This is a genomic window from Cryocola sp. 340MFSha3.1 (assembly GCF_000383315.1).
GTDB lineage: Bacteria > Actinomycetota > Actinomycetes > Actinomycetales > Microbacteriaceae > Leifsonia.
On record NZ_KB911088.1, the window covers coordinates 36,190 to 55,832 of the forward strand.

The following is a 19,643-nucleotide window of genomic DNA, read 5'->3' on the forward strand; positions in this document are numbered from 1 at the left end:
CTCCTGAGGGGGATCGAGCGGGTGCGGGATGTGGGGGAGGTGCGGTGGGCGGAACGGCGGGACGGCGGTTCAGCGGCCCGGCGGGGTGAGCGCGGCGATCGCCGCCGCGTCGAGCGGGACGGCCGGGGCCTGCTTCAGCAGTAGCGTCAGCAGGGCGGCCGTCTCGAGCTCCTCGACCAGGTCGATGGCGCCGTCGAGGGTGCCGGCCGCGACCACGGGGCCGTGGTTGGCGAGCAGCAGAGCAGGATGCGCGGGCGCGGCCGCGGCCACGCCCGCGGCGAGTTCGGCGCTTCCCGGGCGCGCATACGGCACGAGCGGCACATCGCCCAGCCGCATCACGCGATACGGCGTCAGCGGAGGCAGCTGGGCGAACCCGCCCTCCGTCGCCGGAAGGCAGGCGACCGCCGTCGCGTACGGCGAGTGGAGGTGGACCACGGCGGTGGCGTCGGGATGCGCGGCGTACATCGCGGCGTGCAGCGGCAGCTCCTTGGTGGGTCGCGGTGCGCCCTCCTGATCGGCGGGCGTCGCGGCCAGCTGCTCCTCGGTCACGGAGCGCAGGGAGGAGCCCGTGGGCGTCGCGATGATGCGCGACCCGACGCGGACGCTGACGTTGCCCGAGCTTCCGGGCGACAGGCCCGCCGCTGACAGGTGGCGGCAGGCGCGGACGACCGCCGCGCGGGCCTCCGCCTCGCGCACATCCCTCTCCCGCAGGGCCGTGTCGTCGGAGCGCGTCACGGTGCCACCTCCCACGGGTCGGTGAACAGCGTCGGGAGGCCGAAGTTGCCCGACTTGAGCAGAACGGCGACGGTCCGGCCGGAGCCTGTGCGGGCGACCGCCCACGGCACGCCGGGGGCGGCCTGCACGCCGATCCGCAGGCGCTCGATGCCCAGGCGGGTGGTCACGGCGCCGGAGGTTTCGCCTCCCGCGACGAGCAGATGACTGACCTCCAGCTCGTTGACGGCCCAGGCCGCGAGTTCGGAGAGGGCGTCCTCCAGCAGTGCCGCGGCCCGCTCGGCGCCCAGTTCGCGCTGTGCGGTCGTCACATCCGGCGACGCGTGCACCAGGACGGGCGCTAGCCGGTCGGCGCGGGCGGCGAGGGCCTCGCGGAGGCGGTCGAGCGTGCCGGGGTCGCGAGCGAGGTCGAGCGGGTCGAGTTCGTGGCGTTCCCCGGTGAAAGCAGCGATCTGACCGCGGGTGGCGGCGGAAGCGCTTCCGGCGAGGATGAGACGGCCGGTCACGGGGACGGCCGGGAGGGAGGCGGCGGGTCCGGTGGCGCCGAACTCGCGGACCGCGACGCGCGCCAGCGCGGCCCCCACCCCTGCGCCGCCGCCCGCGATTACGGGACGCTCGGCGGCCACGCGGAGGACGGCCGCCGCGACGGTGTCGAGGTCGTCGTCGGTGAGGGCGTCCACGAGGGTGTGTCCGTCGCCGATGCGGTCGACGACCGCGTCGGTCCCGCGCTGCACGTCCAGCCAGCGCACCAGGGAGACGGGCGCGGATGTCTGCGGGGCGAGCAGGCGGACGACGTTCGAGTCGCGCATGGGCGTCAGCGGGTGGTCGCGCATCGGGGACTCGGCCAGCGGCACCCCGCCGGCGAAGAGCACGCCCTGGTACTGGGTGCGCGCGGCGTCCGGGGTCGCGGGAGTCCCGATGGTGACGGCGGTCGGCGCACCGGCTGCGGCGCCTTCCGCAGCGACGGCCGCGAGCGCGTCCGCGATCGGCCCGATGTTGCCCTCCGGCGTCGAATCGAAGGTCGAGCAGTACTTCTGGTACAGCAGCGTCGCGCCCGCGCCGACGAGGAACCGGGCGGCCTCCGACGAGGCAGCGACCGCGTGCGCCACGGGCGCGGTCCGCACCTTCAGGGCGACGACCGCGCACGACGAACCGGCCGGGGCGAACACATCATCCGGCGATACGTCCGAAACCGGGATGCCGAGCAGCACGCTCGCCGGGAGCCCGGCTTCGGCGACGCGTCCCGCCAGGTCGCAGGCTCCGGTGACGTCGTCGGCGACAGCGCCGAGCCGCATCACGAGACACCGACCCCCGGTGCGTCGGTGGTGGCGTTGGTCGCGCGGGAGGTCAGAGAGCCCGGCGCGACGTGCTCGCCGGCGACGACGACGGTCGCACCGGCGTCGCGCAGCGCCTGCAGGTCGTCGGGGTCGGCGCCCGGGTCCGTGAGGATCACATCCACCAGGTCCAGGCCGCCGACGCGGATCGGGGCGCGCGCTCCGAGCTTGGAGTGGTCGACCAGCAGGATGGTGGTGCGGGCCGCGCGGGCGAGCTCCTGCTTGAGTTCGGCGTCGAGTGCGTTGGCGCAGAGGATGCCGGTGGTGTCGACCGCCGTCGCCGAGAGGACGGCGATGTCGACGGAGTAGTCGGCGATGGTCCGGCGTGCGGTGGCGCCGGCGAAGGAGCGGGTCTCGCTCTGGTACACGCCGCCGACGGCGACGAGCTCGACGTCGGCACGCTCGATGGCGGCCTGGATGACCGGCGCGGAGTGGCTCACGATCGTGGTGCCGGGCTGCAGCATCCCGGTCAGGGGTGCGACGGAGGTGCCGGCGTCGAGGGCGACCGTGACGGCGCCGTCGAGAAGGTCGAGGCAGGCCTCGGCGATGGCGTGCTTCTCGCCGCTGCCGGTGACGGCGCGCTCGTCGAAGGGACGCCCGTGGCCGAGGTTCGGGAGGCTGGCGCCGCCGATCACCCGGCGGGCGAGCCCCTCCCCTTCGAGCTGGCGGAGGTCGCGGCGGATGGTCATCTCGGAGACGCCGAGCTCCTCCGCGACGCGCGACGACGACACGTAGCCCTCGGCGGAGAGCCGTCGGAGCAGCTCCTCGCGGCGGGCGGGGGCATCGGTGTAACGCACCCGTCCATCCAAGCGGCTGCCCCGAACGCTTGTCAACAAACGCACAAATCTTGACGTGAATGTTCAGAAGTAAACAGAATGGAGCACGTGACCTCCGCCTCTCTCGCCGCCCTCGGCGTGGACGTCGGCACCACCAACACCAAGGTGGTCCTGGCGCTGCTGGGCGATTCCGTGCGCGAAGAGCGGACGCTGACCGTCCCGACGCCCGGAAGCGGCGCGGCGCTCCAGGCGGTCGTGCTGGGGGCGATCCGGGAGATCGCCGCCGATAGCCCGTACCCGATCGCCGCGCTCGGCGTGGCCTCGATGGGCGAGACCGGCTGCCTGGTCGCCCCGGACGGACGCCCCCAGGGCGACCTCCTGCGCTGGGCCGACGGAGACACGGCGACCGCCGACCGCCTGGTCGCGGCCGCCGGCGCCGGGGCGCTGTACGCGGCGACCGGCGTGCCCGCCCCGGCCAAGTCGCCGCTGACGCACTGGCTCCGGCTGGCGGCAGACGGGGATGCGCGGCTCGCCGATGCGCGCTGGCGCGGCGCCGACGGGCTGATCGTCGAGGCGCTCACCGGAGAGGCGGCCACGGACCACACGCTCGCCGCCCGCACCATGGCGTATCGCCTGCCCGAGCGCGGGGGCGCGCTCGCCGCATCCTTCGACCCCGAGCTGCTCGCGCTCGCCGGCGTGACCCCTGAGCGCTTCCCGCGCGTCGTCGAGCCGGGCGCTATCGCCGGGACTTTGACGGCCTCGGCCGCCGCCGCGCTTGGCCTCCCAGCCGGGCTGCCCGTGGTCGTCGCCGGCCACGACCACGCCGTCGGCGCCTGGGCCGCGGGAGTCCGCGAACCCGGCCAGGCCGCCGACTCCGTCGGCACCGCCGAGGCGCTGCTGCGGGTTGCCGACGCCGTCTCCCGCGGGGGCGCGCGCCGCCACGGGATGAGCCTCGCGCGCACCGTGGACGGCGCGCACGAGACGCTGCTGGCGGGCAATCCCACCGCCGGTGCGCTGGTGGAATGGGCGTTCGCCGAGCTGCTGCCCGGGGCCGATCGCCACGATGTGCAGGAGCAGGCGCTCGGGCTCGCGGGCGGCCCGGTCGAGGCCGTCCTGCTCCCGTACCTTCGCGGGCGTCAGTCGCCCGCGCCGGACCCCGCCGCGACGCTGCGCCTCGTGGAGCTCGCCTCCGCGGGCGACGCGGGCACCGCATCCACCGGGCTGGCCGACCCCGCCGCGACGCTGACCGCGGTGCTCGCCGGACTCGCGCTGCAGCTGGCGTGGATGGATGCGGCCCAGACCGACCTCGCCGGCCCGCGTTCCGTCGACCTCGCCGTTCTCGGCGGTCCGGGTGCGGCCAACGGTGCCTGGTGGCGGCTCAAGCAGCGTTTCGTCCCCGGCGCGTTGCGTCGCGTGGACGCTGCGGAGCCGGTCGCCACCGGCGCCGCCATGCTGGCCGCCCACCGCGTCACCGGCCTCACGACCTCGCTGCCCCTGCGCAGCGCCGACAGCGCCGCGTCCGCGGGCGATCCAGCACTGCTGGACGCCTTCGTGCGCGCGGCCACGCTCCACGACAAGGAACACGCATGACCGACACCACCTCCCGCCCGGCGCTCGACCTCGACGCCATCGCCCGCCCCAGCGGCGGCCTCGCGATGGTCGCGATGGATCAGCGCGAGAGCCTCCGCCACATGTTCGATCTGGCGGGTGCCGGACGCCCGGCGGACGACATGCTCATCCGGTTCAAGCTCGACGTCGCCGAGGCGCTCGGCCCGCTCGCATCCGGTTTCCTGATCGACCGGCACTACGGGTTCGAGGCCGTGCGCGACGCGCTCCCGCCCGAGACGGGCCTCATCCTCGCCGCAGACGCCCTCACCCAGGAGGACGGCGGTCCGGTCGAGGAGACCGCACTCGACGAGGTCGTCCTCGACCAGACCGATCTGGCCGGCGTCTCGGCGCTGAAGCTGCTCGTGATCTGGCGGCGCGACGCCAAGCGCGAGCAGCGCGTCCGGCTGGTCGAGCGGTTCGTCGCCGAGTGCCGTACGCGCGGCGTGCTCTCCGTGCTGGAGCCGGTCGTCCGGGCCACCCCCGAGGAGCTCGACGCCGGCAACTGGGATCTGGATGTCGCCATTCGCGAGGCCGCGGAGGAGCTGTCGCCGCTCGGCCAGAGCCTCTACAAGGTGCAGGTGCCGATGTCGGGCACCGGTGATGAAGCAGCGCAGCGCGACGCGAGCGAGAAGCTCAACGCCTCCATCACCGGGCCGTGGGTCGTGCTCTCGCAGGGTGTCGACCGGCCGGCGTTCCTGCCCGCGGTCGAGGCGGCGTGCCAGGCCGGTGCGAGCGGCTTCCTCGCCGGACGTGCCCTGTGGAGCGACGTCGTCGGCCGCGACGACGTGCCGTCGGCTCTGCGCGAGCTGTCGGTCCCGCGTCTCGAAGCGCTCATCGAGGTCGTCGACCGCGAGGCCCGGCCGTGGCGGGAGGCGTGATGATCGCGGGACTGCTGCACACCGTCCCGGCGCTCGCGCCGACGTTCGACGCGCTCGTCGCCGATGCCGTTCCCGGTGCCTCGCGTGAGCATGTCGTCGACGCGTGGATGCTCGAGACGGCCATCGCCGAGGGCGTCACCCCCGCGGTGCGCGAGCGCGTCGTCGGGCACCTGCGTCACCTCGCGGACTCGGGCGCGGACGCCGTGCTCGTGACCTGCTCATCGATCGGCGAGGCCGCGGAGGAGGCGGCTGCTGCGCTCCGCATCCCCGTCATCCGCGTCGACGCCGCCATGGCCGCCGAGTCCGTCCGTCTCGCCGCCCACGCCAACAGCTCCGGAGTTTTTCGGCCTGACACGCCGTCCGAGGGCGAAAAAACTCAGGAGCTGTCGGCTGGGGGGATCGCGGTGCTCGCGACGAACACCGCGACGCTCGGGCCGACCACCCGGCTGATCGAGCGGGAGGCGGCGGCGCGCGGCGTCGCGGTCGACGTCACCGCGACGGTCGTCGAGGGCGCTGCGGCCGCACGGGCCGCCGGCGACCAGGCCACCCACGACCGGCTCATCGCCGACGAGGTGCGCCGGCTCGCGGACAGCGGAACGGCCTCCGTCCTCGTCCTCGCCCAGGCCTCCATGGCACCGGCCGCCGAATCGGCCGGCGTCGACCTCCCCGTGCTCACCTCTCCGGCCGGCGGCGTCGCCGGCCTGCGGGAGGCCCTGACCCCGTCGGACCCGGGAACGCCGGACGCCAGCGCGAACCGGCCGGCGCCTCCCGGGTCCGGCGGTACCTCCGCCGCGGCGGGTCCGGCGGACGGGACCCCGGCGGACGGAACCCGCGCATGACCGGCGTCGACCTGCTCGCCTACGCGGACCGCCTCGGCGGCGACCTGCCGCGGCTGCGCGCGCTGCTCGAGGGCCCGCTGCGCGACTTCGCCGGGGTGCACATCCTGCCGTTCTTCGTGCCTTTCGACGGCGCCGACGCGGGCTTCGACCCCATCGACCACGGCGCGGTCGACCCGCGCCTGGGCACCTGGGACGACGTCCGTGCCCTCGCTGCGGAGCGCGAGGTGACCGCCGACCTGATCGTCAACCACGTGTCGAGCGACTCCGCCGAGTTCGTGGACTGGGTGGCGAACGGCGAGCAGTCCGCCCATGACGGGATGTTCCTCACCTTCGACACGGTCTTCCCCGACGGTGCGACCGAGGACGGCATCACGGCGTTCTACCGCCCGCGGCCCGGTCTGCCGTTCACGGCCTACCGGATGGCCGACGGCCGCCGCCGGCTGGTGTGGACCACCTTCATGCCGAACCAGGTCGACCTGGATGTGGCCAACGACCGGGCCCGCGTGTACCTGCGCCGCATCCTCGCGACCCTGCGGTCGGGCGGCGTCACCACGGTCCGTCTCGACGCGGTCGGCTACGCGGTCAAGACGCCCGGCACCGACAGCTTCATGACCCCGGAGACGCTCGAGTTCGTCCGCGAGATCGTCGCGATGGCCCGCGATGAGGGGCTCCGCGTGCTCGTGGAGGTGCACGCCCACTACACGCAACAGCTCGCCATCGCGCCGCTCGTCGATTACGTCTACGACTTCGCGCTCGCACCGCTGCTGCTCCACAGCCTGGGCACGGGCACCTCCGATCGCCTCGTCGAGTGGATGCGCATCCGCCCGCAGAACGCGATCACCGTGCTCGACACCCACGACGGCATCGGCATCATCGACGCCGGACCCTCCGGCGATCGGCCTGGGCTCATCGACCAGGGCGAGATGGCCGCCATCTTCGAGCGGGCCGCCGTCGCGACCGGCGGCCACTCGACCGTCGCCTCCGTCATCCCCGCGTGGATGAGCCTTCCGCACCAGATCAACGCGACCTTCTTCTCCTCCCTGGGCGCCGACGCGCGCAGCTACCTGCTCGCCCGGGCGGTGCAGCTGTGGCTCCCCGGCAAACCGCAGCTGTACTACGTCGGGCTGTTCGGCGGTCTGGATGACGTGGCGCTCTTCCAGCGCACCGGCCAGGGCCGCGACGTCAACCGTCACGTGTACACGCCCGACGAGCTGGAGACGGCGCTCGCGAGCGAGGTGACGCGCGCGCAACTCGCGCTCGTCCGCCTGCGCTCGACGCATCCGGCTTTCCAGGGCGAGTTCCGCTACCGTGTGGAGGCGGACGGCTCGCTCGACCTCGAGTGGGTGCTCGGCGACGAGCGCGCCACCCTCACCGTCTCGTTCGCCCCCGAACCCGGATTCCGCATCCGCCTCGCGGGTGCCGGCGGCCAGCTCACCGCCGACTCCGTGCCCGCACTCGCCGCTCTCTGACCCCTCTTCCCCCACCGAGGACCATGCAGACCATCCAGGACATCACCGTCACCCGCAGCGCGACCGAGGTCGTCCTCGTCGCGCCCGCCTACACGCTCGGCGTCGCGCTCACCCGGCCGCGCGCGACCATCGCCGGCCCCAATGGGGAGCTCTGGAGCGATCTGTCGCTCCTCGCGAGCGTCGACCGCGTCGGCCTCCCGGACGAGTCGTCCGGGCCGACCGCGGTCACCGTGGAGGAGCAGGAGGACGGCACGGTGCGCGTCACCGTGCTCACCGATTCCAGCGCGTGGGCGACCAAGGCCGTCGTCCTGAACTGCACACCGAGCGAGGTCCGCGCCCGCGTCGAGGTGACGACGGAGGACGACGACGCCCGGATCACCGACCTGACGATCTTCGGCGGTCAGGCAGCCCTGCCGACGGGGGCGGCCGGCACGTTCCGCTCGGGCATCCGCTTCCCGTCGGTCTTCGTGCCGACGCCGACCGAGCCCATCCAGGTCGTCCGCGCCTCCAACACCCAGGCGCAGCTCGGCGTCGTCGGCGACGCCGAGCCTGGCCGGCTGAACGGCATCTTCTCGCCGCCCCCGCTGGTGTTCGGCCTCGGCCGGCCGTCCATCGCACCGGACGCGCCGCACGGACCGACCGACATGCCCGTCGGCGACTGGCTCGGCGTCTCGGTGGTCGCGCCGATCGCGCAGCTGGGCTTCACGACGTTCCGCTACGACGCGATCGACGGCGGCTTCCTGTTCCGCCTCACCTACGAGGGCCACACGCGGGTCCGCGCGGGTGGATGGGTGTCGCCTGAGTTCGTGCTGCGGCCCGGCGGCGCGCCGCTGAGCCTCATCCGCGACTACTGCGACGACCTGCTCGAGCGCGGCTGGGCCGAGGAGCCGAGCGCCGGCGCCGAGTGGTGGCACGAGCCGATCTTCTGCGGCTGGGGGGCGCAGTGCGCGCTCGCCGTCCGGATGAGCCACGAGGGCGAAGCGCTCGCCACCGACAATGCGGACGGGTTCGTGCTCCCGGCCGGTGCCGCCTTCGCCCCCGACCTCGCCCGCCAGTACCTCTACGACCGGTGGCTGAACCGTCTCGCCGAGCGCGACATCCACCCGGGCACCGTCGTCATCGACGACCGCTGGCAGGCCGACTACGGCACCAACACGGTCGACACCGAGAAGTGGCCGGACCTCCGCGGCTGGATCGACGCGCGGCACGCCGCCGGTCAGCGCGTCCTGCTGTGGTTCAAGGCGTGGGACCCGGCCGGCCTGCCGCCGGAGTTGACCGTGCGCGACGCGCACGGTCGCCCCGTCGCCGTCGACCCGTCGAATCCCGCCTACCTCGACGCGCTGCGCGACCAGGTCACGCGGATGCTGTCGGCCGACGGACTCGACGCCGACGGCTTCAAGGTGGACTTCACCCAGCGCGCGCCGTCCGGTGTCACCCTTCGCACGCACGGCGACGACGTGTGGGGCATCAGCGCGCTGCACGCGATCATCGCGACCATCCACGACGCGGCAAAGGCGGCCAAGCCGGATGCGCTGGTCGTGACGCACACCGTGCATCCCTCGTTCTCCGGGGTCACCGACATGGTGCGCCTCAACGACGTGCTCGAGGACTCGGTCCACGGCGACCCGGTGCCCGTCGCCGACCAGCTGCGCTACCGCCACGACATCGCCGCGGCCGCCCTTCCCGGCCACCCGATCGACACCGACCAGTGGCCGATGCCGAATCGCGACGAGTGGCTCGCCTACTCGCGCATCCAGCCCGAGCTCGGGGTTCCGGCCTTGTACTACGTGGAGTCCATCGACAACAGCCGCGAGACGGTTACCGACGCCGACCTGGATGAGATCGCCGGTCTCTGGATCGCCTACCGGGCGACGCGTGCGAGCCGTGCGGGCGAACCCGCCGAGAAGGAGCCATCCGCCGTATGAGCGCGTTCACCGAGGTCGCCCCGGGCGTCCACCGGTTCACGGACACGTGCAACGTGTACGTGGTGATCCCGCCGGCCGGTTCGGCCGGCGGTGCGCGTTCCGGCGCCGAGCGTTCCGGCGCCATCGCCATCGACTTCGGCTCGGGCGACGTGCTCGACCACCTCGGCGAACTCGGCCTCGAGACCCTCGACGCGGTGCTCATGACGCACCACCATCGCGACCAGGGGCAGGGCCTTCCGCGCGCGGTCGAGGCCGGCATCCCGATCTTCGTGCCCCCGGTCGAGCAGGACCTCTTCGCCCGCGTGGATGAGATGTGGTCGGCCCGCGCGCTGTACAACGACTACAACCTGCGCCAGGACCGCTTCTCCCTGCTCGACCCTGTGCCGATCGCCGGGACCGTGCCCGAGTACCGCACCGCGCGATTCGGCGGCGTCGACGTGAAGACCGTCCCGACGCCCGGCCACACCATGGGGTCGGTCACCTACCTCGTCGATAGCGGGGATGCGCGGGTCGCCTTCACGGGCGACCTCATCTACGCGCCGGGCAAGGTGTGGTCGCTCGCGGCCACGCAGTGGTCGTACACCGAGAACGAGGGACCGGCGATGAACGTGCTCTCGTGCCTGCTGCTGCAGGAGGAGGAGCCGACCATCCTGCTCCCGTCGCACGGCGAGCCCATGCCCGAGGCCGTCGACGCACTCGACCAGCTGGCCACCCGGATGAGCGGCTACGTCGACTCGCGGCGCACCCACCCGTGGGATCTGCGCGACTGGCTGGAGCGTCCCTTCGTCCGGCTCACCGACCACCTGCTGCTCAACCGCACCGCCAACTCGTGCGTGTACGTGCTGCTCAGCGACTCCGGCGCCGCGCTGTTCATCGACTACGGCTACGACATGTCCACCGGCTGGCCCGCCGGCACCGACCGCGCCGCACGGCGGCCATGGCTGGCGTCGATCCCGGCGCTCAAGCGCGACTTCGGGGTCACCTCGGTGGAGGTCGTACTCGGCACGCACTACCACGACGACCACATCGCGGGGCTGAACCTGCTGCGCGACGTCGAGGGCACCGAGGTGTGGCTGCCCGAGAACGTCGCGCCGATCATGGCCGACCCGATGCGCACCGACCTTCCGTGCCAGTGGTTCGAGCCCATTCCGGCCGACCGGGTGCTTGGTCTCGGCGAGACGGTGCGCTGGCAGGAGTACGAGATCGTCACGCACGAGCTGCCCGGTCATACCCTCTACGCCGCCGCGTTCGAGTTCGAGGTCGACGGCGTGCGGGTGCTCGCGACCGGTGACCAGCAGACCGCGGAGGGGCGGCTCGGTGTCCAGCGCGAGATCCTCAACTACCAGTACCGAAACCGGTTCCGGCGTGACGACTTCATCCAGAGCGCAGCGCTGTACCGTCGCGTCGCCCCCGGTCTCATGATCACCGGGCACTGGCAGGGTCGCGAGGTGGACGAGGACTACCTGCAGCTGCTGACCGAGCAGGGCGACGAGCTGGCCGCCATCCACGACGGGCTGCTGCCGGACGACGGGATGCTGCCGCCCGCCGACGGCAACCTGGTGCTGGTGGAGCCGTTCTATCAGCGCGTGTCCCCGGGCGCGGAGCTCGACTACGAGGTCGTGGTCGTCAACGCCTACGACGAGCCGCGCGAGGTGGTGGCGCGGCTGGTGACGCCCGCCGGCTGGAGCGACCCGGACGCCGCATCGGTGGTGGCGGGAGCGGGCGAGACCGTGCGGCTGCGGTTCTCCGTGCGGGCGACGGCGAACGTGCGCAAGCGTCAGCGGATCGCGGCGGACGTCACGATCGGCGCCGCCCGCTACGGCCAGGCGGGGGATGCCGTGGTGGACACGGTCGCACCGGGCGCAGTCCTCGACACCTCGGTGCCGCTCCGCTAGCCTGCGGGCGTGGAACGCATCCCCCTGTATCGCGAATGGCAAGGCGACCCGGACTCGCCGCATCCGCCTCTGCTGCTGATCCACGGCGGCGGTTCCACGATCGAGTCGAACTGGGGGATGCTGCTGCCGCTGCTCGCGCCGACGCGATCGGTGCTCGCGGTCGAGCTGCAGGGGCACGGCCGCACGACCTCGGGTGACCGTCCTGCGAGCTTCGAAGGCTCGGCGGATGACGTCGCGGCCGTGCTGGACGAGCTCCGGCTGGGCCCGGTGGATGTGCTGGGCTTCAGCAACGGAGGTCAGGTCGCTCTGCAGCTGGCGGCGCGGCATCCGTCCGCGGTGCGGCGGCTGATCGCGGCTTCGGCCCCGGTGCGTCGCGCCGGGATGGTGGACGGCTTCTGGGACGGGCTCGCCGCCGGGACGTTCGACGACCTGCCCGCGCCGTATCGGGAGGCCGACCTCGCGGTCAGCCGCGACCCGGAGCACGCGCGGCGGATGTTCGACCTCGACCGCGAGCTGATGCTCGGGTTCCAGGACTTCTCCGACGAGCTGCTCGCCTCCGTGTCGGCGCCCACGCTCGTGGTCGGCGCGGATCGTGACGTGGTCCGGGCCGAACACTTTGTCGAGCTGGCGTCGCTGCTGCCTGACGCGCGCCTCCTCATCGTCCCCGGCATCCACGGCGACTACCTGGGCGAGCGTCTCGCCGCCGCGGGCGACCCGGGCCCGCTCCGCCGCACGCTGCCGCACCTCCTCGCCTTCCTCGACGCCCCCTGACCTCGCGGGGCGTTCCGTCGCTCGCCCCTCTCCGCCCACCGTCGAGTACACACAAACTGCACGCCCGCGGTGCTCGGGGCGTGCAATTTGTGCGTACTCGACGGGGGGTCGGATGTCGGCGGGGATGGGATGCGTCAGCGGGTGACGTCGGCGGCGAGGAGATCGTCGATCTGGGAGACGGCCTCGCGCATGCCCTCCTCCATGCCCATCGCGACCATCTCGTCCAGCTGCTTCGTGCTCGCGAACTGGGTGAGCTGCGTCATACGGGTGCGGCCGTCGCGCTCCTCGAGCGTCGTCGTCATGCGGACGGGCTCCCCGGGGGCCGGGTTGCCGTCGTCGTCGGCGAAGCCGTCGTCGAGCGAGATCCGAACCGGAGGCTCGATCTCGACGAACCGCCACCAGCCATGGGCCTTCGTGCCGTCAGGCCCGGTCATGTAGTAGGACGCCCGTCCCGCCGGCTCGAACTCGAACACCTCGAACGTGGCCGGCCAGGTCGGCGGTCCCCACCACCGCTCCAGCTGGCGCGGGTCGGACCACAGCTGCCACACGCGCTCCGGCGGCGCGTCGTACTCGGTGACGAACGTGAGCGTCAGCGCATCCACGTCCTTGTTCGACTCGATGAAGGTCATCGCTCGTTCCTCTCTGGTTCGGTGGTGCTCAGCGTGCTTCGGGCCTCCTCGGCGAGGATGCCGTCGATGGCGCGATCGCGACGGCGCCAGATCTCCTCGTAGGCGTCGAGCAGCCGGGACGCCCGCCGGATCGTCTCCGGGTCGCCCGACACGACGCGCTCGCGTCCGCGGGTCCGCTTGCGGACGAGTCCCGCCCGCTCGAGCACGGCGACGTGCTTCTGCACGGCGGCGAAGCTCATGTCGTACCGCCGGGCGAGCTCGCTCACCGAGTGCTCCCCCTGCAGCGACCGCGCGACGATATCCCGCCGGGTCGCATCCGCCAGTGCCTGGAAGATGCGATCGACCTCAGCATCCGTCAACTCATCTACAACCATTTGGTTGTACGTTAGCGCGACGCGGCACTGTGCGCAATCCCCGAATCTCGCGAGGCGCTCAGGCTGCGAGCGACGGCTGCGGACGCGCCCAGCGAACGCGCCGTGTTGACCCGCCTGCCCGCGGCGTCCTAGTATCTGTGGGAACGATCCCACACGATCCACCGACGCTGGCGCGGTCGTGCACCCTCGGAAGGACATGATGGCAAACGGCCTCCGCGCCGTCCTCTCGCTCGACATCGGCGGCACGAAGCTCGCCGTCGGTGTTGTCACGGAAGACGGACGAACCCACGCACTGATCGTCGAACCCACTCGTCGGGAGGAGGGCCCGGGTGCGATCGTTCCCAGGCTGTTCGACATGGGTCATCGCGCGATCGCCGAATCCGGCCTCGAGGTCGAGGCCGTCGGCATCTCGTGCGGCGGTCCGCTCGACGCCAAGGCCGGTGTGCTGACCGGCCCGCTGCACCTCCCCGGGTGGATCGACCTGCCGATCGTCGAGCTCGCCGAGCGCGAGTTCGGCATCCCGGCCGTTCTCGAGAACGACGCGACGGCCGGCGCCCTCGGCGAGTTCCGCTACGGCGCCGCGCGCGACGCCGACACCATGGTCTACCTGACGATCTCCACCGGCATCGGCGGCGGCGCGGTCATCGACGGCCGCCTGCACCGCGGCGCGGCCGGCAACGGCGGCGAGTTCGGCCACGTGATGGTCCGCACCGGCGGCCGTCCGTGCCTGTGCGGGCGCCGCGGCTGCCTCGAGGGATACGCCTCCGGCACCTCCATCGCCCAGCGCGCCCGCGAGGCCGTCGCCGAGCGCGGCGCCGGCTCGACGCTCGCCCAGCTGCCCGTCGTGCGGGCGGAGGATGTGGTCGCAGCCGCCGCCGACGGCGACGCCCTCGCCGTCGAGCTCTGGGACGAGACGGTCGACGTGCTCTCCGTCGCCCTCACTGACCTCGTCAACGTCTTCGAGCCCGACCTCGTCGTGCTCGGCGGCGGGGTGACCCGCTCCGGCGACGCCCTGCTCGTTCCCGTGCGCGAGCGCGTCGCCGCCGACGCGATGCCGCCCGCTGCCGCCGCATCCACCGTCGTGCTCGCCGCCCTGGGCGACGTCGTCTGCGTCGTCGGCGCCGGTGCCGTCGCGTTCGACCGCCTCGACCAGCTCGCCGGTGCGGGCGCAGGCGTCCGGAAGGGAGACCACCGTGGCTGAGTGGATGCGGCAGCAGCTGGAGGCGCACATCCAGGTCGCCGAGCAGGGCGAGGCACTGCTGCCGGCCCTGCGTGCGGTCGGGAAGCTGCTCTGCGACGCGTTCGCCGAGCGCGGCATCCTGTACACGTTCGGCAATGGCGGTAGCGCGGCGGATGCGCAGCACTTCACCGGTGAGATCATCGGGCACTACAAGCGCGACCGTCGGCCGCTCGGGGCGGTCACGCTCAGCACCGACCCCACGACGATGACCTGCATCGCCAACGACTACTCGTACGACGACGTCTTCTCGCGCCAGGTGCTCGGTCTCGCCCGCCCGGGCGACGTCGTCGCGGCCTTCACGACGAGCGGCCGGAGTGCGAACATCGTCTCAGCGCTCGAAGCGGCGAAGTCGGTCGGCGCCACGACGGTGCTGTTCGGCGGAGGCGACGGCGGCCCGGCGAAGGAGTTCGCCGACTACGCGCTGCTGAGCCCGTCCACGACCACCCCGAGGATTCAGGAATTCCACACGTTCATGCTCCACGTGCTCTCCGAGATCGTGGACGCATGGGCCGACGGCGACGAGGAGTACGCACTGTGACCACCCCCGAGCAGGCAGCCGTCGATTCCGGACTTTCTCCGGCCGACACGCCGCGTGTGGGCGGAGAAACTCCGGAACAGATCGCGGTGGATGCGGCGCAGGAGCCGCGCGAGAGCGCATCCGGGAACGAGGTCGCCGGCGAGACGGGCGCCCCCGACACGAACGGCAGGGCCCCCGTCGCGAACGCGCCCGCCGGCACCCAGCCGCGCGACCTCCCGCCCGCGAAGCGCCCGACGGCGACCCCGCAGCGCACCCTCCACATGATCGGCAACGCGCACCTCGACCCGGTGTGGCTGTGGCCCTGGCAGGAGGGCTACCAGGAGGCCCGCGCGACCTTCTGGTCGGCCATCCACCGCATGGAGGAGTACCCCGACTTCGTCTTCACCTGCGACCAGATCGTGCTGCTCAGCTGGGTGGAGGAGTCCGACCCCGAGCTGTTCGAGCAGATCAAGCGCCGTGTCGCCGAGGGCCGCTGGGTCAACGTCGGCGGCTGGTGGGTCGAGCCGGACAACAACATGCCGATGGGTGAGAGCTTCGTGCGCCAGGGTCTGTACGGCCAGCGCTACCTCGAGTCGCGCTTCGGGAAGCCGTCGACCGTCGGGATGAATGTGGACCCGTTCGGTCACAACGCGATGCTCCCGCAGATCCTGCGCGGCCAGGGGATGGACTCGTACACGTTCCTGCGGCCCGGCCCGCACGAGTCCGACCTGGCTCCGAGCCTGTTCTGGTGGGAGGCGCCCGACGGCTCGCGCGTGCTGGCCTACCGCATCCCGTTCGAGTACTGCAGCCCGCCCGGCTCGGTCGACGGCCAGACCGAGAAGGCGCTCGCCTCGCTCGACCGCACCGTCGGCTTCGGCGAGAACGCGACCGCGATGGTGTTCTACGGCGTGGGCAACCACGGCGGCGGCCCGACCATCGCGAACATCGAGTCGATCCACCGCTACGACCGCATGGGCTCTTTCGGAAGGATGACGATGTCGTCACCGCGCACGTACTTCGACGAGGTGCTCGGCCGGGGCGAGGCGTTCCTCGACACCCTCCCGGTGCGCCGCGACGACCTGCAGCACCATGCGCCCGGCTGCTATTCGGCGCACTCCGGGATCAAGGCGTGGCAGCGTCGCGCGCAGTTCGCCGTGCTGAACGCGGAGCGCTGGGCAGCGGTGGTCGCCGCGACCGACGGCGTCGACTACCCGCGCGAACAGCTGGAGACCGCCTGGAAGCAGGTGCTGTTCAACCAGTTCCACGACATCCTGCCCGGTTCGGCGATCGAGCCGTCGTACGACGACGCACGCGACCAGCTCGGCGAGGCCGTCGCGATCTCGAAGCGCATCATCACGCGGGCGCACAACGTCCTCGCCCGCCAGGTGCAGGTCGACCGGGAGGACGGCACGCAGCCGGTCCTGGTCTTCAACCCGCACCCCTGGGCGGTGTCGGTGGATGTGGACTTCCAGTACGGCGCGCAGCGCGCCGGCGTGCACGTGGTCGACGAGAACGGCGAGCCCGTCGTCTTCCAGAACTCGCAGTCGACCGCGACGACGGACGACGTCTCGCGCGGCGCCGTGGTGTTCCGCGCCGACGTCCCGGCTCTCGGCTACCGCCTCTACCGCCTGCGTCCCGGCGCCGGCCCGGGTGCGGCATCCGATGGCCTGACCGTGACGGCCGACACCCTCGAGAACGAGCACGTCCGCATCCGCATCGATCAGGAGACGGGCTGGATCTCGTCCTACCTGGTCAAGGCGACCGGCGTGGATGTGATGGCCGGCGTCGACGGCGCCCAGCACACCCAGATCAACGACGACCCGACCGATACGTGGGGCCACCGGGTCATCTCGTACGCCTGGCCGGGCGCGACGATGGAGCTGAAGCGCATCGTGGTCCGCGAGACCGGTCCGCTGCGATCGCGCGTCCGCGTCGAGCGGGCGTGGGGCGCATCCACTCTGGTGGAGGAGCTCATCCTCGACCACGATTCGCCCGTGCTGAGGGTCAACGTGACGCTCGACTGGCGCGAGCAGGCGCACCTGCTGAAGCTGCGCTTCCCGACCGTTCTCGACGACCCGACGGCGACGTACGAGATCCCGTTCGGCCACCTGGAGCGCCCGGTCGACGGCGCCGAGGAGCCCGCGCAGTCGTGGGTGGATCTGACCGGCACGATCGACGGTGCCGCCGCCGGTCTCACGGTGATCACGACCAACAAGCACGCCTACGATGTGTCGCCGGGAACCGCCGACAACGGCGAGCAGCCGAGCATCGGCGTGACCACCGTCCGCAGCCCGGTCTACTCGTGGCACGACCCGCGCCTGCTCGACCCGGAGGGCATCTACTCCTTCCAGGATCAAGGTGTCCAGCGGTTCAGTTACGAGCTGGTGCCCCACGCGGGCGATTGGCGTGAGGCCGACCCGATCCGTCGCGCGCTCGTGCTCGGCAACCCGGTGCGGGCGATGCAGGAGTCGTTCCACGACGGCGTGCTGCCTCCGGTGAACTCGTTCGCGAGCGACGGCGGCGATACCGTCATGGTGACCGCGCTGAAGGGCACCGAGGACGAGACGGGCGCCCCCGGCGGCGCGGACGTGGTGGTGCGGGCCGTCGAGACGCGCGGAGAGGGCGGACGCTCGCGCATCGAGCTCCCGCTGCTCGGGCGCACCATCGAGGAGGACTTCGGCCCGTCGCAGCTGCGCACCTTCGTGGTGCCGGCCGACCCGGCCCAGCCGGTCCGCGAGGTCGACCTGATCGAGCGCCCGCTGCCGTGAGCGCGCGCCCCGAGGTCCGGGCGACCGTCGCCGGTCCCGCTTCCGCGGCGGCCGAGGTGCGGCTGGAGTGGAGCGAGGCGGAGCCCGGCTGGCGGCTCGCGGTGCGCGTGACGTACACCGGCGCGGAGCCGGCCGACGGGTCGGTGCTGGTGGAGGCTCCGGTTCACGGCGCCGATGATCCCTGGTGGCTCATCCCCGGTGCCTTCTATGGCGAGAACCGGCCGGCCGAGAACACCCGGGCGTTCCCGCGCTTCGAGATCGGGGCGAGGACGCCCGAGCAGCACGCGGCCCTGGTGAGCGACGCCTGGGAGTTCCGCGCCGACCGTGCGGCGACGCCGGCGGTCTTCGCCTGGGCGGGGCCGGACCGTGGAGGCGTCGCGCTCGCCGCGGCTGAGACCTCCGCGCTCGGCCTCACCGGCGTCGGGCTCGCGCACGACCCGGAGTGGGGCGACGCGACGGTCAGCCTGCGCTTCCCGTACCGCGAATACCCGGTCACGTACTACGGCGACGACCGCCCGCGGCCGGCCGATGTGGCGACGCACCGCTTCGTCCCCGGCGAGACGGTGGAGCTCGCGGTGCGCGTGTTCGCGCTGGACGCATCCCGCCACGCCTACGCCCCGATCCTGCGCGCGCTGCACGCCGAAGCGGCCGAGCACGCGACCGAGAATCCGTGGGTGGACGTGGCCACCGCCGCCGACCTCACCGCCGCCTGCCTGCTCGATTGGCACTACGACCCCGACCCCGGCGTGCTGCTGGAGACCGTCGGCTTCGACCGCGAGGTCAGCGGCCGGGACGGGCTCAGCGTCGACCGCCAGGCCATGCACGTCGGCTGGGTCAGCGGCATCCCGTGGGCGTACGCGCTCCTCGCGCACGGGCTGCGGACCGACCGGCCGGCCGAGGCGGACGCGGCGCGTCACGTCATCGACTTCATCACCGCATCTCTGTCGCCCTCCGGAACCTTCTGGGGCGTCTGGTACCGCGACCACGGCTGGACGCAGAGCTGGACCGAGCTGAAACGCGGACTCCACTCGCGCACCCTCGCCGAGGCGACGCTGTTCCTCGTCCGCGCGCAGGCGCTCGACCCGCACGAGCAGTGGGAGCGCGCCATCCGCTCGAACCTGGATGTCGTCGTCGGCCGTCAGCGCGACGACGGCAACCTCGGATCGGTCCACCATGCCGAGACCGGCGAGGTGCTGTCCTGGTCGGGCGCCTCGGGTCTGACGTGGATCGCCGCCCTGGTGGAGGCGGCCGAACGCGACGAGCGCAACCTGCCCGCGGCGCTCGCAGCCGGCACGTACTACGAGAAGTTCGTCGACCGCGAGTTCCTCCACGGCGCCCCGGAGGACGTGGACCTCGCGCCGACCTCGGAGGACGGCTACGCAGCCGTGATGGCCTACGTCGCCCTGCACCGCGCGACCGGCGATCGGCACTGGCTCGATGTGGCGCGGCGCGCAGCCGATTGGATGCTGACCTTCCGCTACACGTACGACGTCACCTTCCCGGCGCACACCCTGCTCGGGGCGTACGGCTTCCGCACCCGCGGCGCCGACAACGCATCGCCGTCGAACCAGCACCTGCACGCCTACGGGCTCGTCTGCACGGCCGAGCTGCGCGAGCTCTCGGCGGCCCTCGGCGACCCGCACTATGCGGAGCGCGCCGACGAGACGCTGGCGTGCTTCCGGCAGTTCATCGCCCGCGAGGACGGCGACTTCAACGCCTACCGCGGCATGGTCAGCGAGCGGTACTACCAGACGGCGTGCTTCCAGCCGAAGGGGATGCTGCTGACGCTCTCGCACGCCTGGAGCGTCGGCGTGACGTTGCTCGCCTGCGAGCAGACGCTGGCGGGCTGAGCGTCGAGGTGCACGTCGTGGTCGCTATCCCGCCCGAA

At 72.6% G+C, this 19,643-nt stretch carries 16 protein-coding genes; 11 read left to right on the forward strand and 5 right to left on the reverse strand.

The genetic code is table 11. The features are described 5' to 3' along the window. Positions 1–69: 69 nt before the first annotated feature. Genes H284_RS0111080 through H284_RS0111090 form a run of 3 tightly spaced genes read right to left on the reverse strand, consistent with a single transcriptional unit; the run spans position 70 to position 2,863 of the window. Entirely contained in the window at positions 70–735 is a 666-nt protein-coding gene (locus H284_RS0111080; protein WP_020076278.1) for a class II aldolase/adducin family protein, read from the reverse strand. Further along, positions 732–2,027 (reverse strand): 3-oxo-tetronate kinase, encoded by a 1,296-nt coding sequence (gene otnK, locus H284_RS0111085; RefSeq protein WP_020076279.1) that lies wholly within the window; start codon positions 2,025–2,027, stop codon positions 732–734. Before otnK ends, H284_RS0111080 begins: the two co-directional genes overlap by 4 nt. Then, the gene (locus tag H284_RS0111090) at positions 2,027–2,863 is read right to left on the reverse strand and encodes a DeoR/GlpR family DNA-binding transcription regulator (protein WP_020076280.1); all 837 of its coding nucleotides are present in this window, start codon (positions 2,861–2,863) and stop codon (positions 2,027–2,029) included. The genes otnK and H284_RS0111090 overlap by 1 nt, the downstream gene beginning before the upstream one ends. Positions 2,864–2,941: 78 nt before the next feature. Here H284_RS0111090 and H284_RS0111095 point away from each other — a divergent pair, with 78 nt between their 5' ends. From H284_RS0111095 to H284_RS0111125, 7 genes are read left to right on the forward strand one after another with little or no spacing between them, the layout of a single operon-like run. Then, positions 2,942–4,432, forward strand: coding sequence for an FGGY family carbohydrate kinase (locus tag H284_RS0111095; protein WP_020076281.1), 1,491 nt, complete (start codon positions 2,942–2,944; stop codon positions 4,430–4,432). Continuing rightward, the gene (locus H284_RS0111100; protein ID WP_020076282.1) at positions 4,429–5,328 is read left to right on the forward strand and encodes a hypothetical protein; all 900 of its coding nucleotides are present in this window, start codon (positions 4,429–4,431) and stop codon (positions 5,326–5,328) included. The genes H284_RS0111095 and H284_RS0111100 overlap by 4 nt, the downstream gene beginning before the upstream one ends. After that, positions 5,328–6,167 (forward strand): hypothetical protein, encoded by an 840-nt coding sequence (locus H284_RS20150; RefSeq protein WP_231371294.1) that lies wholly within the window; start codon positions 5,328–5,330, stop codon positions 6,165–6,167. Before H284_RS0111100 ends, H284_RS20150 begins: the two co-directional genes overlap by 1 nt. Further along, positions 6,164–7,636, forward strand: a complete 1,473-nt coding sequence (gtfA, locus tag H284_RS0111110) for a sucrose phosphorylase (RefSeq protein ID WP_020076284.1) — start codon at positions 6,164–6,166, stop codon at positions 7,634–7,636. Before H284_RS20150 ends, gtfA begins: the two co-directional genes overlap by 4 nt. Before the next feature lie 23 nt (positions 7,637–7,659). Next, complete coding sequence (locus H284_RS0111115) at positions 7,660–9,561, forward strand: alpha-amylase family protein (protein ID WP_020076285.1); 1,902 nt, start codon at positions 7,660–7,662, stop codon at positions 9,559–9,561. Continuing rightward, entirely contained in the window at positions 9,558–11,456 is a 1,899-nt protein-coding gene (locus H284_RS0111120; protein ID WP_020076286.1) for an MBL fold metallo-hydrolase, read from the forward strand. Before H284_RS0111115 ends, H284_RS0111120 begins: the two co-directional genes overlap by 4 nt. Before the next feature lie 9 nt (positions 11,457–11,465). After that, positions 11,466–12,227, forward strand: a complete 762-nt coding sequence (locus tag H284_RS0111125; RefSeq protein ID WP_020076287.1) for an alpha/beta fold hydrolase — start codon at positions 11,466–11,468, stop codon at positions 12,225–12,227. A 134-nt stretch (positions 12,228–12,361) separates the two neighbouring features. Here the strand turns inward: H284_RS0111125 and H284_RS0111130 are convergent, their stop codons facing one another. Both H284_RS0111130 and H284_RS20155 read right to left on the reverse strand, forming a co-directional pair. Further along, complete coding sequence (locus tag H284_RS0111130) at positions 12,362–12,856, reverse strand: SRPBCC family protein (protein WP_018192733.1); 495 nt, start codon at positions 12,854–12,856, stop codon at positions 12,362–12,364. Beyond that, positions 12,853–13,230, reverse strand: coding sequence for an ArsR/SmtB family transcription factor (locus tag H284_RS20155; protein WP_051092477.1), 378 nt, complete (start codon positions 13,228–13,230; stop codon positions 12,853–12,855). The genes H284_RS0111130 and H284_RS20155 overlap by 4 nt, the downstream gene beginning before the upstream one ends. A 196-nt stretch (positions 13,231–13,426) precedes the next feature. Between H284_RS20155 and H284_RS0111140 the strand changes: the two genes are divergently transcribed. The 4 genes from H284_RS0111140 to H284_RS0111155 are packed head-to-tail and all read left to right on the forward strand — an operon-like array spanning position 13,427 to position 19,605. Next, entirely contained in the window at positions 13,427–14,431 is a 1,005-nt protein-coding gene (locus H284_RS0111140) for an ROK family protein (protein WP_020076289.1), read from the forward strand. Beyond that, positions 14,424–15,008 carry a D-sedoheptulose-7-phosphate isomerase gene (locus H284_RS0111145; RefSeq protein WP_020076290.1) on the forward strand — a complete coding sequence of 195 codons (585 nt, stop codon included), beginning with the start codon at positions 14,424–14,426 and terminating at the stop codon, positions 15,006–15,008. Before H284_RS0111140 ends, H284_RS0111145 begins: the two co-directional genes overlap by 8 nt. Beyond that, entirely contained in the window at positions 15,005–17,755 is a 2,751-nt protein-coding gene (locus H284_RS0111150; protein WP_020076291.1) for an alpha-mannosidase, read from the forward strand. The genes H284_RS0111145 and H284_RS0111150 overlap by 4 nt, the downstream gene beginning before the upstream one ends. Further along, entirely contained in the window at positions 17,752–19,605 is a 1,854-nt protein-coding gene (locus H284_RS0111155) for a YyaL domain-containing protein (protein ID WP_020076292.1), read from the forward strand. Before H284_RS0111150 ends, H284_RS0111155 begins: the two co-directional genes overlap by 4 nt. The last annotated feature ends 38 nt before the right edge of the window (positions 19,606–19,643 follow it).